This is a genomic window from Bacteroides parvus (assembly GCF_017309675.2).
GTDB classification, from domain to species: domain Bacteria; phylum Bacteroidota; class Bacteroidia; order Bacteroidales; family Bacteroidaceae; genus Bacteroides; species Bacteroides uniformis.
Window position 1 is genome coordinate 522,293 of sequence record NZ_CP084680.1, and the last position, 15,958, is coordinate 538,250.

Consider the following 15,958-nt stretch of genomic DNA (forward strand, 5'->3'; position numbering starts at 1 on the left):
GACATGTACAATTCACTATTTACAATGTACAATTTCAGAGAAGGTACAATTCAAAAGTAAATGGGAAGGTACAACAGTTTATACTAAAGAAACGCCGCATGGCAAATTGTAAATTGTAAATGAACAAATTGTAAATAAACATTATGACTCCACTATCCGTAATCATCACCATAGCCGCCTACTTCGCGATACTGTTCACGGTATCCTATATTGCAGGAAGGAAGGCAGACAACGCCGGCTTCTTTGTGGGTAACCGCAAGTCATCCTGGTATGTCGTGGCGTTCGCCATGGTCGGTTCCGCCATTTCAGGTGTGACCTATGTATCCGTACCCGGCATGGTTGCCGCCAGCAGCTTCGGCTATCTGCAAATGGTGTTGGGCTTCATTGCCGGACAGCTCATCATAGCCTATCTGCTGGTACCGCTGTTCTACAAAATGAACCTGGTATCCATCTACGAATATCTGGAGAACCGTTTCGGCATGTCTTCCTACCGCACGGGTGCCTGGTTCTTCTTCATCTCCAAAATGCTCGGTGCCGCTGTCCGTCTGTTCCTCGTATGCCTGACGCTGCAACTGCTGGTATTCGAACCTTTCGGACTGCCTTTCCTGCTGAACGTGGCCATCACGGTGGCACTGGTCTGGTTGTACACTTTCCAGGGTGGCGTAAAGTCTCTTATCTGGACAGACTCTCTGAAGACATTCTGCTTGGTGGTGTCGGTCGTACTCTGCATCTGGTATATCGCTTCCGACCTCAATCTGTCATTTACCGGTATGGTAAGCACCATTGCCGACAGTGACATGTCCCGCATCTTCTTCTTCGGCGATGTGAACAGCAAGCAGTACTTCTTCAAGCAGTTCCTCGCCGGTGCCTTCACCATGATTGCCATGACCGGGCTGGATCAAGACATGATGCAGCGCAACCTGAGCTGCAAGAACTTCAAGGACTCACAGAAGAACATGATTACCAGTGTCATTTCGCAGTTCTTCGTCATCCTGCTTTTCCTGATGCTGGGCGTGCTGCTCTACATCTTTGCCGCCAACCAGCAGATTGCGGTGGAGAAGAGTGACGAACTGTTCCCGCTGATTGCCACCGGCAACTATTTCCCTGCCATTGTGGGCATACTGTTCATCATCGGCCTGATTTCTTCTGCCTATTCAGCCGCAGGCTCGGCACTCACCGCGCTGACCACTTCCTTCACCGTAGACATTCTGGGAACGAAAGGCAAGTCGGAAGAGACGGTTGTGAAGATGCGCAAGAAAGTGCACATCGGCATGGCGGTTGTCATGGGAATCACCATTTTCGTATTCAATCTTCTCAACAACACCAGTGTCATCGACGCTGTATATATTCTGGCAAGCTATACCTACGGTCCTATCCTGGGTCTGTTTGCTTTCGGCATTTTCATGAAACAACAAGTGCGTGACAAGTACATCCCGTTAGTTGCCATCGCCTCCCCGGTTCTCTGCTTCATTCTGCAGAAGAATTCCGAAGTCTGGTTCGGAGGTTATCAATTCAGCTACGAATTGCTGATTTTCAATGCACTGTTCACTTTCATCGGTCTCTGTCTATTGATTAAGAAAGATAAAAAGAACAATTAACTTAATACATCATCTATGAATGTAAGACGTCAGTTTTTACTTAGTCTGCTTGCCGCCTCCCTCTTCCCCCACGCGGGAGGCGCGCAAGGACTTCCGACGGATGTCCGCCAGGCAATCGGGAAATTCTTGGATACCACCGCACGAAAAGAAGTTTCCGTAGGACGTATCAGCATCGACTCAGTGGCTGTGGAAGGAAATACACTGCAACTGTTTGCCAACATGAACTGTGCCTATATTCCTTTCCGTGAGGACAATGTGGCCGAAATCTACCAAGGCGTAAGCGCCCTGCTGCCGGTGGAGTTTGCCAAATACAAGCTGCAAATCCGTACCAACAAGCGCAGTATCGAAGAACTGGTTCCCCAAGCCCTGCGCAGTAAAAAAGACAAAAAGACGAAGACATTCAGCCCCGTCGCTTCCAAGCCTCTGGTTACCGAAGTTTCCTCCCCCTACACCCCCACCAACGGCTTGCATAACCGGCATATCGCCCTATGGCAAAGCCACGGCTGGTACTACGAATCAAAACTCGACCGCTGGGAATGGCAGCGTGCGCGTATCTTCCAGACAGTGGAAGACCTCTACACCCAGAGCTACGTATTGCCCTTCCTCGTACCGATGTTGGAAAATGCCGGTGCCAATGTGCTGCTTCCCCGCGAACGCGATTGCCAGACGGCAGAAGTCATCGTAGACAATGACGGTTGCCTGACCGGCCGTTCCGTCTATACAGAAAATTCCGGTGACAAGCTCTGGAGTCAGGGAGAAGGACAAGGCTTCGCCCACCTGCGCCCCCAATACATAGACTTTGAGAATCCTTTCAAGGAAGGCACCTACCGCGCCATAGAAACCATCAAGAAAGGAAACGCAAGCACCGCCGAATGGATTCCCGAAATCCCTTCGACCGGACAATACGCCGTATACGTCTCTTACCAAACCTTGCCAAACAGCGCGGACGATGCCCTTTACACCGTCTATCACAAAGGCGGCACCACGCAGTTCAAGGTAAACCAGCAAATGGGAGGCGGCACCTGGATTTACCTCGGCACCTTCGGCTTCAATGCCGGCCGGAACAATGAATGCAAAGTCGTTCTGAGCAACCTTTCCTCCAAAGTAGGAAGAATCATCACTGCCGACGCCGTGAAGATAGGCGGCGGCATGGGGAACATAGCCCGGGGAGAAGTCAGCGGTTATCCCCGTTTCTGCGAAGCCGCCCGCTACTGGCTGCAATGGGCAGGCATACCGGACAGCGTATATTCAGAAAGCAACGGCAAGAATGACTATACCGACGACTATAAATGCCGTGGTATCTGGGTGAACTACCTTTCCGGAGGCTCTGCCGTGAACCCGACGGAAAAAGGGCTGAACATCCCTGTCAACATGGCCTTTGCCTTCCACTCCGATGCAGGAACTACACTGAACGATTCCATCATCGGGACACTCGGCATCTACTATACCAACGCCTACAATGAGAAATTCGCCAACGGAGCATCCCGCTACTTGAGCCACGACCTGACAGACTTGATTCAGTCCAACATCGTGCGTGACGTGCGTACCCTCTACGAACCCCAATGGACACGCCGGGGCAAATGGAACCAATCCTACTATGAGGCCCGTGTACCCCGCGTACCTACCATGCTACTCGAACTACTTTCCCATCAAAACTTTGCAGACATGCGCTACGGACTGGACCCGCGTTTCCGTTTCACCGTAAGCCGCGCCATCTACAAAGGTATGCTTCAGTTCCTCTGCTCACAATACAACATGGATTATGTAGTGCAACCGTTACCGGTAGACCACATGACCTTGCGCATGACCAGCGAGAACGAAGTGGAACTGACCTGGCAACCCGTAGCGGATGCGTTGGAACCAACTGCCGTAGCAGAGAAATACATTGTTTATACCCGTATCGGCGACGGGGATTTCGACAACGGAGTATTGGTGGACGGCAACAGTTACCGAACCACGCTCCTCGCCGGCATGGTATGCAGCTACAAGGTTACCGCTGTCAACAAGGGCGGCGAGAGTTTCCCTTCCGAAATTCTTTCCGCCGGACGGGCGTTCAATTCCAAAGGTACCGTATTGGTGATAAACGGATTCGACCGCATCAGTGCCCCTGCCGACTTTACGGCCCCCGCCCCCGCCGACACCCTCCTTGCCGGATTTCTGGATGAGCAGGACCACGGGGTCCCCTATATCCATGACATCAGCTACATTGGCAAGATGAAGGAATACCGCCGTTCCATTCCCTGGATGGACGACGACGCCTCCGGTTTCGGCGACAGTTATGGAAATTACGAGACCCAAGTCATCGCAGGAAATACGTTCGATTATCCTGCCATACATGGTGCCGCTATCCTGAAAGCGGGATATTCGTTTGTATCGGTTAGTAATGAAAGTCTCTCCCCCGTAGGAAAGGGAGAGAAGAATATTCCGGTGGATATGAGGGAGTATAGGTATGTGGACTTGATACTTGGGAAGCAATGCCAGACCAAGATGGGACGGGGAGGCGTAAAACCGTTGGAGTTCAAGACTTTCAGCAAACCGATGCAGGAGGCTATTGCGGCTTATTGTAAGCAAGGTGGAAATATCTTTGTTTCGGGCGCTTTTGTAGGAACGGATTTATGGGACAACCGCCTTGCAACCGCCGACGAAGCCGACAAGAAATTTGCGATGGAAGTACTGAAATATAAGTGGCGTGTGGGACAAGCGGCTACAATGGGTAAGGTGAAAAGCGTAGCTTCTCCGTTCCCCGCCCTTTCAGGAAACTATACCTATCACAATGAGCTGAATGCCGATTCGTATGTGGTGGAATCACCGGACGCCATTGAACCGGCAACCAAAGATGCACACACCGTGATGCGGTATTCTGAAAACAACCTGAGTGCCGGTGTGGCCTACCAAGGCGACTACAAGACTGTTGTATTGGGATTCCCTTTTGAATCCATACGTACTGATTCTGAAAGAGAGGCATTCATGAATGCTGTACTGACATTCTTCAATGACAACAAGTAATATCAACCAATCATCATCTATGAACAGAAGACTGTTAATAATCGTCCTGATGGCTTGCCTGCTCCCCCTGGGGATGCAGGCACAGCAAGGGACATTCCGTTTTGCCCAACTGACGGACATTCATCTGACCCCGAACAATCCGAATCCCACAGAGGACCTGCTGCGTTCCGTGGCACAGATTAATGCCACCGACAGTATCGACTTTGTCCTGGTGACGGGCGACCTGACCGAAGAAGGCGACCGTACTACCATGGAAAAAGTGAAATCGTGCCTTGACTTGCTGAAGGTCCCCTACCACGTAGTCCTAGGCAACCATGAAACGAAATGGAGCGACTCCGGCTGTACCGCTTTCGGAGAAATCTTTGGCGGCGAACGCTTCGAGTTCGAGCATAAGGGATTCCTTTTCCTCGGCTTCAACTCCGGTCCGCTGATGCGTATGGCCTACGGGCATGTAGTGCCGCAAGATATCCGTTGGATGACGGAAGAAATGGATAAAAACGGCAAAGACAAACCGGTGATACTTGTCACCCACTACCCGCTAATGGAAGGTGATGTGGACAATTGGTATGAGGTGACGGATGCCGTCCGCCCCTACAACGTGCGCTTGTTTATCGGCGGACACTACCACAGCAACCGGGATTTACGTTACGACGGCATTCCGGGCGTACTGATGCGCAGCAACCTGTGCGACAAAGAAGGGAAACCGGGTTACGGCATCTATGAAGTAACCGGGGATTCCATCCGGGTATACACGCAACGTATCGGCGAGCCCAAGAAGCAGTGGACAGCATTCTCGCTGACCGGACAGTATTACGACCGCAACGGAAAGGCAGAGAAATATCCTGACTTCTCGGTCAACAAGGAGTATCCGCAAGTAAAGGAGCAATGGATGGTGCAGACGGGCGCAGGCATTTACTGCTCTCCCGCCGTAGAAAAAGATAAAGTGTTCGTAGGAGACGATATGGGACAGCTGACAGCCTACGCCCTGAAAAACGGTAAAAAGCTATGGAGCTTTGAATCCGGCAAGCGCATTGTCGGTACTCCGGCCGTAAGCGAGGGTATCGTTGTATTCGGGTCTGCTGACCGTCGCATCTACGGATTGAACGCCAAAGACGGCAGCCTGCTCTGGACGGTAGAAGCCGCCGAACCGGTGCTCGGAGCCGTGACCATCGCAGACGGCAGAGCATACATCGGTGCCAGTGACGCCACTTTCCGTGCCATAGACATCCATACGGGAAAAGTAATCTGGGCCTACACCAGCGTGAAGGGCTACATCGAGACCAAGCCGTTGGTGACGGAAGACAAAGTTATCTTCGGCGCATGGGACAATACACTGTATGCCCTGAGCAAGGCAAACGGGCATGAACTATGGAAATGGACGGGCGGACTGACCCGTATGCACTTCTCTCCAGCCGCCGTATGGCCGGTAGCCACCGACGGCAAAGTATTCATTACCGACCCGCAACGCGCCATGACCGCCATAGACATCCATACGGGCAATACCGTGTGGCGCACCTTCCAGTCCATGGTGCGCGAGACCATCGGACTTTCCGAAGACGGTGAACGTATCTATAGCAAAACGATGAACGACAGCATTGTTTGCTATGCAGCTCAAGGAGATACTCCGCGGGAGTTGTGGGCAACCAATGTAGGTTTCGGTTATGAGCATGCCCCCTCCATGCAAGTGGAAAAAGAGGGGGTAATGTTTGGCAGTACCAAAGAAGGACTTATCTTCGCACTGGAAGGAAAAACAGGCAAAGTACTGTGGAAACATAAAATAGGAAATTCACTCATCAGTACCGTAGTTCCGTTGAACGGCCACGAAGTTCTATTCACGGCAACCAGCGGGGAAGTGGGACTTCTGAGAATTAAAAATTGAGAATTAAAAATTAAAAGATATATCATGAATAAAATCAGTTGCTTTCTTCCCTACGCAGGAAAAGAACAAGTAGAAAAAACAGTGAATAGCCTACAGGCGACAGGACTTATAGAAGAAATCCGGTTAATCACGACCGATGCCACTCTGGAATCGCTCCCGGACTGCGAAATATTGTTTGTTGACATGCCCTACAGCAGTGCAACCCTCAAAGCTATTGCTAATGCAGCCAAAGGAGAATACACATTGCTTTATACCAAAGAGACTACGCTCGAAATGGGTATGTTTGCACTGGAACGTATGATACACATCCTTGAAGATTCAAGCGCCGGTATGGTATATGCCGACCACTACCAAATAGCAGACGGCAAGCAGAGCAACGCTCCGGTAATCGACTACCAATTCGGTTCCTTGAGGGATGACTTCAACTTTGGCTCCCTGCTCCTTTTCAACACCGAAAAACTAAAGGAAGCCGCCGGACACATGAAGTCTGACTACAACTTCGCCGGACTTTACGACCTGCGCTTGAAATTGAGCCAACATTCAGACTTGGTACATATCAACGAATACTTATACAGCGAGGTGGAAAACGATACCCGCAAGAGCGGCGAAAAGATTTTCGACTATGTAGACCCCAAAAACCGTGACCGCCAGATTGAGATGGAGCAGGCATGTACCGAACATCTGAAAGAAATCGGGGGATATCTGGCACCGGAGTTCAAGAAGATTGAGTTCTCTGCCGGTAACTTCGAATATGAGGCCTCCGTCATCATTCCGGTACGCAACCGTATCCGTACCATCCGTGACGCCATCAAATCTGTATTGATGCAGAAGACAGACTTTAAATATAATCTTATCATCATCGACAACCATTCCACAGACGGCACTACGGAGGCCATCGATGAATTCAAGGATGACGAACGCGTCATCCATATCATCCCCGAACGTACCGACCTCGGCATCGGCGGTTGCTGGAATATGGGGGTACACCACCCCAAGTGCGGCAAGTTTGCCGTGCAGCTGGACAGCGATGACGTATACAAAGACGAAAATACACTCGCCATCATGGTCCGCGCCTTCTACGAGCAGAACTGCGCCATGGTAGTAGGCACCTATATGATGACGGACTTCAACATGAACATGATTGCTCCGGGCATCATCGACCACAAGGAATGGACTCCGGCAAACGGACGCAACAACGCCCTCCGCATCAACGGTCTGGGTGCCCCGCGCGCCTTCTATACCCCGGTGCTGCGCGAAGTGAAAGTACCCAATACCAGCTATGGCGAAGACTATGCACTGGGACTGAACTTCTCCCGCCAATACCAGATAGGACGTGTGTACGACGTGGTCTACCTCTGCCGCCGTTGGGACGACAACTCCGATGCCTCACTGGACATCGTGAAAATGAACGGACACAACCTCTACAAAGACCGCATCCGTACCTGGGAACTTCAGGCACGCATAGCGATGAACAAAAACAAGTGATATGAATCAAACGATACACCATCTTCTGACTGGACAATTGGCATCCTGGGAGACGGCACGCAACAACTATGCCGCCCTCTCCGGTGTGCGGGTGAAAGAGCTGAATGTAAACGGGATACTTTATAAGGTACAGTTCAACCCCGCACGCATCGTTTCCTCCGGTGCCAAAGTGGATGCCAAGTCCATCCTGGAACGGAAATGCTTTCTGTGCCCGGCCAATTTGCCGCCGGTACAGAAAGGTATCCCGTTCGGAGGACACTACAATATTCTGGTGAATCCATTCCCCATCTTCCCCCGCCACCTGACAGTACCGGAACTGGCACATACCCCTCAACGCATAGCCACCCGCTTCACCGACATGCTGGAGCTGGCCGAGGCGCTGACGGATTACACCATCTTCTACAACGGTCCCAAATGTGGTGCTTCCGCCCCCGACCATGCTCATTTCCAGGCAGGAAACAAAGGGTTCATGCCTATTGAAAAGGACTGGCGCGGACAGACTGCCGGGAAAATAGCCGATTATAGGAAAGCAGCACTGTGGTATCTTGACGACGCTCCCCGTGCCACACTTGTGATTGAATCCATCTCCAAAGAGGACGCGGCAGACTTGTTCGACATCATTTACCGTTCTCTGGACGTGAAACCCGAAGAAGACGAGCCGATGATGAACGTACTGGTCCTATACGAGGCCGACCGTTGGGTGGTCTTTGTCTTCCCGCGCGAGAAACACCGCCCCGCCTGCTATACTGCCGAAGGAGAAGCCAATCTGTTGAGCAGCCCGGCATCCGTCGACTTGGGAGGTGTCTTTATCACCCCCGTAGAAAAGGATTTCTTGAAAATCACTGCGGAAGACGTGGCGCAGATATTAAGTGAAGTATGCCTCTCTGCCACAGATTTCCACAAGGTACGGCAGCGTATCAGGGAAAAAATATGACTTCTGAAATCCAAGAACTCTAATTTTAAAGAAATACCATTATGAAAGAGCCCAAAGTACAAGTAGGCATTCTGTTTGAACCGCAGATAGAATTCGTTTTGCTGAATCCGTATCGCATGGACGGAACGGAAGTCAGCGGCAAGCAGGTAGTGACCTACGACGAAGGCAAGATTCTCTGGAATGGACGCCGGTATGACGAACTGCTGTTTGAACCGCAACACGAGCAGACCGATGCCTTCGAACTATTGGACGTTACCATCGGCATCAATTTCCATTGGGAGCGCAAGGAAGACCAGCGTTTTCTGGGTGCTCTCAAAATCATCGTTGAGAATGGAAAGCTCACCGGCATCAACGTCATCCATGTAGAAGATTATCTGACCAGCGTCATCTCCTCCGAGATGAGTGCCACCGCTTCTCTGGAGCTGCTCAAGGCACACGCTGTCATCTCCCGAAGCTGGCTACTGGCACAAATACAAAAGAATAAGGAAATCACCGAAGCCCAAGCTAACTACTCGGCCTTTACGCAGACCGACGAAGAGCTGATTCGCTGGTACGACCGAGAAGACCACACACGTTTCGATGTATGCGCCGACGACCATTGTCAACGCTACCAGGGCATTACACGTGCCTCTACCGATATTGTGAAACAAGCCATCTCCGCTACCCGCGGCCAGGTACTGACATCTGATGGTAAGATTTGCGACGCCCGTTTCTCCAAATGCTGCGGCGGTGCTTTCGAGGAGTTCCAATACTGCTGGGAAGACATCAAATACCCCTATCTTGCCCAACAACGAGACAGCAAAACGCACGCCACACTGCCCGATTTGACGCAGGAAGTCGAAGCGGACCGCTGGATTCGTACCTCCCCCGAAGCATTCTGCAACACCACCGACAAGAAAATCCTCTCGCAGGTACTCAATAACTATGACCAGGAGACTACGGACTTCTATCGCTGGAAAGTGGAATATACCCAGGAAGAGCTTTCAGCCCTCATTCTGAAACGTTCAGGCATTGACTACGGACAAATCATCGACCTTATCCCCATAGCCCGCGGAACCAGCGGACGCCTCTGGAAACTGAAGATTGTGGGAACCAAACGCACACTCACCATCGGCAAGGAACTGGAAATCCGCCGCACGCTCTCCACTTCACACCTCTACAGCTCTGCCTTCGTGGTAGACAAAGAGGAGTTGTCCGCCGAAGGCATTCCCGGACGCTTCATCCTCACCGGCGCCGGTTGGGGGCATGGTGTGGGACTTTGCCAAATAGGTGCAGCCGTGATGGGCGAGCAAGGGTATAAGTATGATGCAATACTGCTGCACTACTATATAGGTGCCAGCATTGACAAGCTGTATGAATAATCGAATAGAACACAATAAATCAATATCATGAACCATACAAAAAACATATCGCCATGGGCATGGGTACCCACCTTGTACTTTGCACAAGGCATTCCATATTTTATCGTAAACAACATCTCCGTGATGATGTTTACCAAAATGGGCGTACCGAACGGAGAAATGGCCTTGTTCACAAGCCTGCTCTATCTGCCATGGACTATCAAACCCTTCTGGAGCCCGTTTGTCGACATCATCAAGACCAAAAGATGGTGGACCCTTTCCATGCAGATTCTGATGTCTGTGGCATTCATCCTGCTGACGCTGTCCATTCCACGGCCGGACGAGGCGACTATGGCGGCCGGAACAACCCCCATCAGCATGTTCAGCATCACGCTGATGCTGTTCATCATCACGGCTTTTGCCTCTGCCACACACGACATTGCCGCCGACGGCTTCTACATGCTGGCACTGAAACAGAGTGACCAGGCAGCCTTCGTTGGCATCCGAAGCACGTTTTACCGGCTCGCCTCTATCTTCGGACAAGGCGTGCTCGTAGCCATTGCCGGCGCCATCGAACTGAGAACCGAAAACATTCCGCTGTCATGGACCATCACGATGCTGGTTACAGCCGTTCTGTTCAGCTTGGTGACGTTCTATCACCTCTTTGCAGTCCCCAAACCCGCCTCGGACAAGTCTACACTGGCAGCCGATGCCGCTACTGCGGGAGCCATATTCAGAGAATTCGGACGAACATTCGCCACCTATTTCACCAAACCGGGTGCATTGCTGGCCATCGTGTTCATGTTGCTGTACCGCCTGCCTGAAGCATTCCTCATCAAAATGTGTATGCCTTTCCTGGTTGCCTCCAAAGAATCGGGAGGTCTGGAACTATCGACAGCAGAAGTAGGTATCGTATACGGCACCATCGGAGTCATATTCCTCACCCTGGGCGGTATTCTGGGAGGATTATTCGCATCACGCATCGGATTGAAAAAATCCATCTGGTGGATGGCAGGATGCATGACTCTGCCATGCCTGACGTTTGTCTATCTTGCCATTGCCCAGCCCGACAATCTGTTTGCCATCTCAACCTCCATCGCCATCGAGCAATTTGGCTACGGCTTTGGTTTCACGGCCTACATGCTCTACATGATGTACTTCTCCGAAGGCGAATTCAAGACCTCCCACTATGCCATCTGTACCGCATTCATGGCACTGAGCATGATGATTCCAGGGATGTTTGCGGGATACATTCAGGAGGCTATCGGATATATCGACTTCTTCTGGTTGGTGATGATATGCTGTTTCGCCACGGTTGTTGTCACCATTTTTGCAGACAGAAGAATAGACCCGGAATATGGGAAAAAGTGATTAATGTTTAATGATTAGCGATGAAAAAGATTATTATAATATCCTTGCTCTGCCTCCTCTGCGGAGGTGCGATGCAGGCACAGAAGATAAGAATAAAGACCGGCATCGAAGTACTGAAAGAACAGAATTTCCGATGCTTGGAAGGTAAACGTGTAGGGTTGATTACCAATCCGACGGGAGTGGACAACCGGATGAAGTCTACCATCGACATACTGCACGAGGCCCCGAACGTAAATCTTGTGGCACTCTATGGCCCCGAACACGGCGTGCGCGGTGATGTGCACGCAGGCGACCATGTAACGGACATCAAAGACGCGACTACCGGACTGCCCGTATATTCGCTTTACGGAAAGACTCGCAAGGCCACACCGGATATGCTGAAAGACGTAGATGTATTGGTATATGACATCCAGGACATCGGTTGCCGTTCCTTTACCTACATCAGCACCATGGGACTGGCTATGGAAGCCGCTGCCGAAAACGGCAAGGAATTCATCGTGCTGGACCGGCCCAATCCTGTAGGCGGATTGAAAATTGAGGGTAACTTAGTTGAAGATGATTGCATTTCTTTTGTAAGCCAGTTTAAAATTCCGTACCTTTACGCTCTCACTTGCGGTGAGCTGGCACTGATGCTCAATGGCGAGAAGATGTTGAAGGATGGGGAACAATGCAATCTCCACGTAGTGAAGATGAAAGGCTGGAAACGCAAGATGGATTATACCCAAACCGGACTGCAATGGGTTCCTTCCTCTCCACACATTCCACATCCACATTCTGCATTCTTCTATCCCGTCAGCGGAATCCTGGGAGAGCTGGGATATATGTCCATTGGTGTGGGGTATACCATTCCGTTCCAGATGTTTGCCGCACCGTGGGTGGAAGCAGAGAAGCTGGCCGGAAACCTGAACCGTCTGAACGTACCAGGGGTTATCTTCAGACCGATGTACCTGAAACCGTTCTACAGTGTAGGCAAAGGCGAGTTGCTGCAAGGTGTGCAAGTGCACATCATGGATTTCGGCAAAGCACCGTTGAGCGACCTACAATTCCTGGTCATGCAGGAAGTCGCCGCCCTCTATCCGGACCGTGCCGTGTTTGACCATGCCGACAAGGGACGTTTCTCGATGTTCGACAAGGTAAGTGGTTCGCGGCAGATACGCGAACGCTTTTCGAAGCGGAACCGTTGGGAAGATATACGCGACTACTGGTATAAGGATGCCGAAGACTTTCGTAAGTTGTCGAAAAAGTATTATTTATATAAATAGTTTTACAGACGAACAAAGAGGAAAGATAGCGATCATACTGAGGGTATCCCCATCAGCCCTGTTTATAGCCTACTTTGAAGAGAAATGATACGATAGTAAAAAAACAGATATGAAAGAGCGCAGTTACATGGCTTTCCTGCAGGAAGCAAGCCAAATCATTCCGCAGGAAAGAATTTATACCGACGAACTTCGCCGGCTGGCTTGGGGTACGGATGCCGGTTTCTACCGCCTAATTCCTCAGATTGTAATCCGTTCAAAAGACGAGGACGAAGTTTCACAACTGTTGAAACTGGCTAGCCGCCACGAGTTACCAGTCACCTTCCGAGCGGCAGGAACCAGTTTGTCGGGACAAGCCATTAGTGACTCCATCCTCATCGTAGCCGGCAAGAATTGGGAAAAATACAGCATATCTGCCGACCATGAACAGATAACCCTCCAACCGGGCATCATCGGACAACGTGTGAACGAATTGCTGGCCCCCTACGGCCGCAAGTTTGCACCGGATCCCGCCTCGGTAAAAAGCGCCATGGTGGGCGGTATAGTCATGAACAATGCTTCCGGCATGAATTGCGGCACGCATGCCAACAGCGACAAAGTGCTTGTTTCCGCTCGCATCGTCCTAATGGACGGTACCCTGCTGGATACCGGAAATCCCGCCAGCCGCGCCTCCTTCGAAGTGACCCACCGCAACTTTATCCGCCGCATCTGCGCACTGCGTGACGAAATACGTACCAACGAAAAATTGGCTGAACGCATCCGTTACAAATATTCCATCAAAAACGTAACTGGGCTCAATCTGCTGCCTTTTGTCCGTTTTGATGACCCGTTCGAAATCATCGCCCACCTCATGGTAGGTTCCGAAGGTACATTGGCATTCCTTTCGGAAGTGACGATGAAGACCGAATATGACTATCCCTACAAGGCCAGTGCTATGCTCTACTTCAAGACCATAAAAGAAGCGAGCCGCGCTGTGGTAGCCATGAAGAAGCTGGTCGGCAAAACCGGTGAATGGACAGTAAAAGGGGCTGAAATGCTGGACTGCAAGAGCCTTTCTTCCGTCAACGACCCCATATTCCTGAAATACAAAGGTGAAGTTGCCTCCTCCACCCTCCCCGACGTAGAGCCGGGCGACGAAACCGGGCTAACCGCAGTGCTAACTGAAACCAAAGCCCGTACCCCCGAAGAACTCCAACAAAACATATCCACCATCGAAACATGCCTGCAAGCCTTCACAACTTATATTCCGGTACGCTTCACTGACCGTCCGGAGGAATATTCCAAATTCTGGGCCATCCGTTCCGGCATCTTCCCCTCTGTAGGAGGTACCCGCCAGCCGGGAACCACTTGCCTCATCGAAGACATCGCCTTCCACATTGAAGATCTTCCGGAGGCAACGGCAGAACTGCAACAGCTCATAGCCCGCCACGGATATAATGACGCCTGCATCTACGGCCATGCTCTCGAAGGAAACTATCACTTCATCATCAACCAGTCTTTCAGTACCCAAGCGGAAGTGAAACGCTACGAAAACTTGATGAATGACATCAAGACCTTGGTAGTAGATAAATATGACGGTTCCCTGAAAGCCGAGCATGGTACGGGCCGGAATATGGCTCCCTTTGTCCGCCATGAATGGGGAGATGACGCCTACAAAGCCATGAAAGCCGTCAAAGAGCTGTTTGACCCACAAGGATTGCTAAACCCCGGTGTCATATTCAATGATGACCCGCAATGCCATATCAAGAACTTCAAGCCGCTGCCTTTATTAATGGAAAATGGAAAAGGAACAATTGACAATGACGCTGTACCCCATTCTCAATTATCAACTGTCTATTCTCAATTAAACAAGTGTATCGAGTGCGGTTTCTGCGAAGTCAACTGTCTCTCCTGCGGCTTTACCCTTTCCTCGCGCCAGCGCATCGTGTTGCAGCGCGAAATATCCCGGTTGAAACAAAGCGGTGAGGACCCGACACGCCTTGCACTGCTCGAAAAGCAATACCGCTATCCCGGCAACCAGACTTGTGCCGGAGACGGTCTCTGCTCCATGTCGTGTCCGATGGGTATCAATACGGGTGACCTCACCCATGTAATCCGCCAGGAAGCATTGCCCAAAGGCAGTCTGGGATACAAAGCTGGAGACTTTGTCGCCAATCATTTTGCCGGTGTCAAGAGTACACTGCGTCCCATATTGTCCTTGGCCAATTTCAGCCACTCCCTATTAGGTACAAAGGCCATGGGCAATATTACCAAAGGCCTACATAATGCATTAGGCATACCTCTATGGACGCCGGCTATGCCAAAACCTCTCCGTCCTTATAATAAAGCAAAAGTAACTACTCCCCCTCCCTACGGAAAAGGGGGCAAGGAAAGAGAGGCCGTAGTTTATTTCCCCAGCTGCATCAACCAGACTATGGGTCTGGCCAAGAAGTCTCCCGTAGAGCAGCCATTGGTAAACAAAATGGTGTCTTTGTTACAAAAAGCCGATTACGAAATCATCTTCCCGAAAGATATGGACAAGCTTTGCTGTGGTACCATTTGGGAAAGCAAAGGGATGCTGGACATTGCCGACCGCAAGACAGCCGAACTGGAGGCCGCACTTTGGGAAGCCAGCGAACAAGGCAAATATCCTGTTCTCTGTGACCAAAGCCCTTGTTTGCACCGCATGCGCGAGTGCATCAAGAAGATGAAACTATATGAACCTGCGGAATTCATCTATACATTCTTACGTGACAAGCTGATTTTCACACCCATCAACCGCCCCGTAGCAGTCCACATCACCTGCTCCATGCGGAAAATGGGACTGGCAGATACCATTATAGCCCTTGCACGTCTCTGCTCCAGTAAAGTCATCGTACCGGAAGAAGTAGGTTGCTGCGGTTTTGCCGGAGACCGGGGATTCACCTATCCTGAGCTGAACTCGTACGCCCTACGCAAACTCCGTCCGCAAATAGAAGCATCCGGGGTGAGTATAGGCTACTCCAACAGCCGCACTTGTGAAATCGGATTGACAACAAACTCAGGTATCCCCTACGTATCCATCGCTTATCTGGTAGACGAATGTACAAAGGCGGCTGATAATTAGG

9 protein-coding genes are annotated in these 15,958 nt (G+C 50.9%); all 9 read left to right on the plus strand.

What is annotated here, in order from left to right:
* Positions 1–143 precede the first annotated feature (143 nt).
* The 9 genes from JXR92_RS02175 to JXR92_RS02215 all read left to right on the plus strand — a co-directional run bounded on the left by JXR92_RS02175 (position 144) and on the right by JXR92_RS02215 (position 15,957).
* A complete protein-coding gene (locus tag JXR92_RS02175; RefSeq protein WP_138344629.1) occupies positions 144–1,598 on the plus strand; it encodes a sodium:solute symporter in 1,455 nt (484 codons plus the stop codon).
* Between the two features lie 15 nt (positions 1,599–1,613).
* Positions 1,614–4,604, plus strand: coding sequence for a golvesin C-terminal-like domain-containing protein (locus tag JXR92_RS02180; protein WP_131225549.1), 2,991 nt, complete (start codon positions 1,614–1,616; stop codon positions 4,602–4,604).
* Between the two features lie 19 nt (positions 4,605–4,623).
* The gene (locus JXR92_RS02185; RefSeq protein WP_034523321.1) at positions 4,624–6,483 is read left to right on the plus strand and encodes an outer membrane protein assembly factor BamB family protein; all 1,860 of its coding nucleotides are present in this window, start codon (positions 4,624–4,626) and stop codon (positions 6,481–6,483) included.
* Positions 6,484–6,507: 24 nt separating this feature from the next.
* Complete coding sequence (locus tag JXR92_RS02190) at positions 6,508–7,968, plus strand: glycosyltransferase family 2 protein (protein ID WP_005834677.1); 1,461 nt, start codon at positions 6,508–6,510, stop codon at positions 7,966–7,968.
* A gap of 1 nt (position 7,969) precedes the next feature.
* Positions 7,970–8,902 carry a DUF4922 domain-containing protein gene (locus JXR92_RS02195; RefSeq protein WP_131225550.1) on the plus strand — a complete coding sequence of 311 codons (933 nt, stop codon included), beginning with the start codon at positions 7,970–7,972 and terminating at the stop codon, positions 8,900–8,902.
* Positions 8,903–8,943: 41 nt separating this feature from the next.
* A complete protein-coding gene (locus JXR92_RS02200; RefSeq protein WP_005834675.1) occupies positions 8,944–10,263 on the plus strand; it encodes a SpoIID/LytB domain-containing protein in 1,320 nt (439 codons plus the stop codon).
* A gap of 27 nt (positions 10,264–10,290) precedes the next feature.
* Entirely contained in the window at positions 10,291–11,613 is a 1,323-nt protein-coding gene (locus JXR92_RS02205; protein WP_117965635.1) for an MFS transporter, read from the plus strand.
* Between the two features lie 20 nt (positions 11,614–11,633).
* Positions 11,634–12,875, plus strand: a complete 1,242-nt coding sequence (locus JXR92_RS02210) for an exo-beta-N-acetylmuramidase NamZ family protein (protein ID WP_117600244.1) — start codon at positions 11,634–11,636, stop codon at positions 12,873–12,875.
* Between the two features lie 109 nt (positions 12,876–12,984).
* Positions 12,985–15,957, plus strand: coding sequence for an FAD-binding and (Fe-S)-binding domain-containing protein (locus JXR92_RS02215; protein ID WP_138344630.1), 2,973 nt, complete (start codon positions 12,985–12,987; stop codon positions 15,955–15,957).
* Position 15,958 lies beyond the last annotated feature (1 nt).

Coding starts and splice junctions, on each gene's coding strand:
- JXR92_RS02200 (WP_005834675.1), top strand. CDS start 8,944: ATGAAAGAGCCCAAAGTACAAGTAGGCATTCTGTTTGAACCGCAGATA.
- JXR92_RS02185 (WP_034523321.1), top strand. CDS start 4,624: ATGAACAGAAGACTGTTAATAATCGTCCTGATGGCTTGCCTGCTCCCC.
- JXR92_RS02210 (WP_117600244.1), top strand. CDS start 11,634: ATGAAAAAGATTATTATAATATCCTTGCTCTGCCTCCTCTGCGGAGGT.
- JXR92_RS02195 (WP_131225550.1), top strand. CDS start 7,970: ATGAATCAAACGATACACCATCTTCTGACTGGACAATTGGCATCCTGG.
- JXR92_RS02175 (WP_138344629.1), top strand. CDS start 144: ATGACTCCACTATCCGTAATCATCACCATAGCCGCCTACTTCGCGATA.
- JXR92_RS02180 (WP_131225549.1), top strand. CDS start 1,614: ATGAATGTAAGACGTCAGTTTTTACTTAGTCTGCTTGCCGCCTCCCTC.
- JXR92_RS02205 (WP_117965635.1), top strand. CDS start 10,291: ATGAACCATACAAAAAACATATCGCCATGGGCATGGGTACCCACCTTG.
- JXR92_RS02190 (WP_005834677.1), top strand. CDS start 6,508: ATGAATAAAATCAGTTGCTTTCTTCCCTACGCAGGAAAAGAACAAGTA.
- JXR92_RS02215 (WP_138344630.1), top strand. CDS start 12,985: ATGAAAGAGCGCAGTTACATGGCTTTCCTGCAGGAAGCAAGCCAAATC.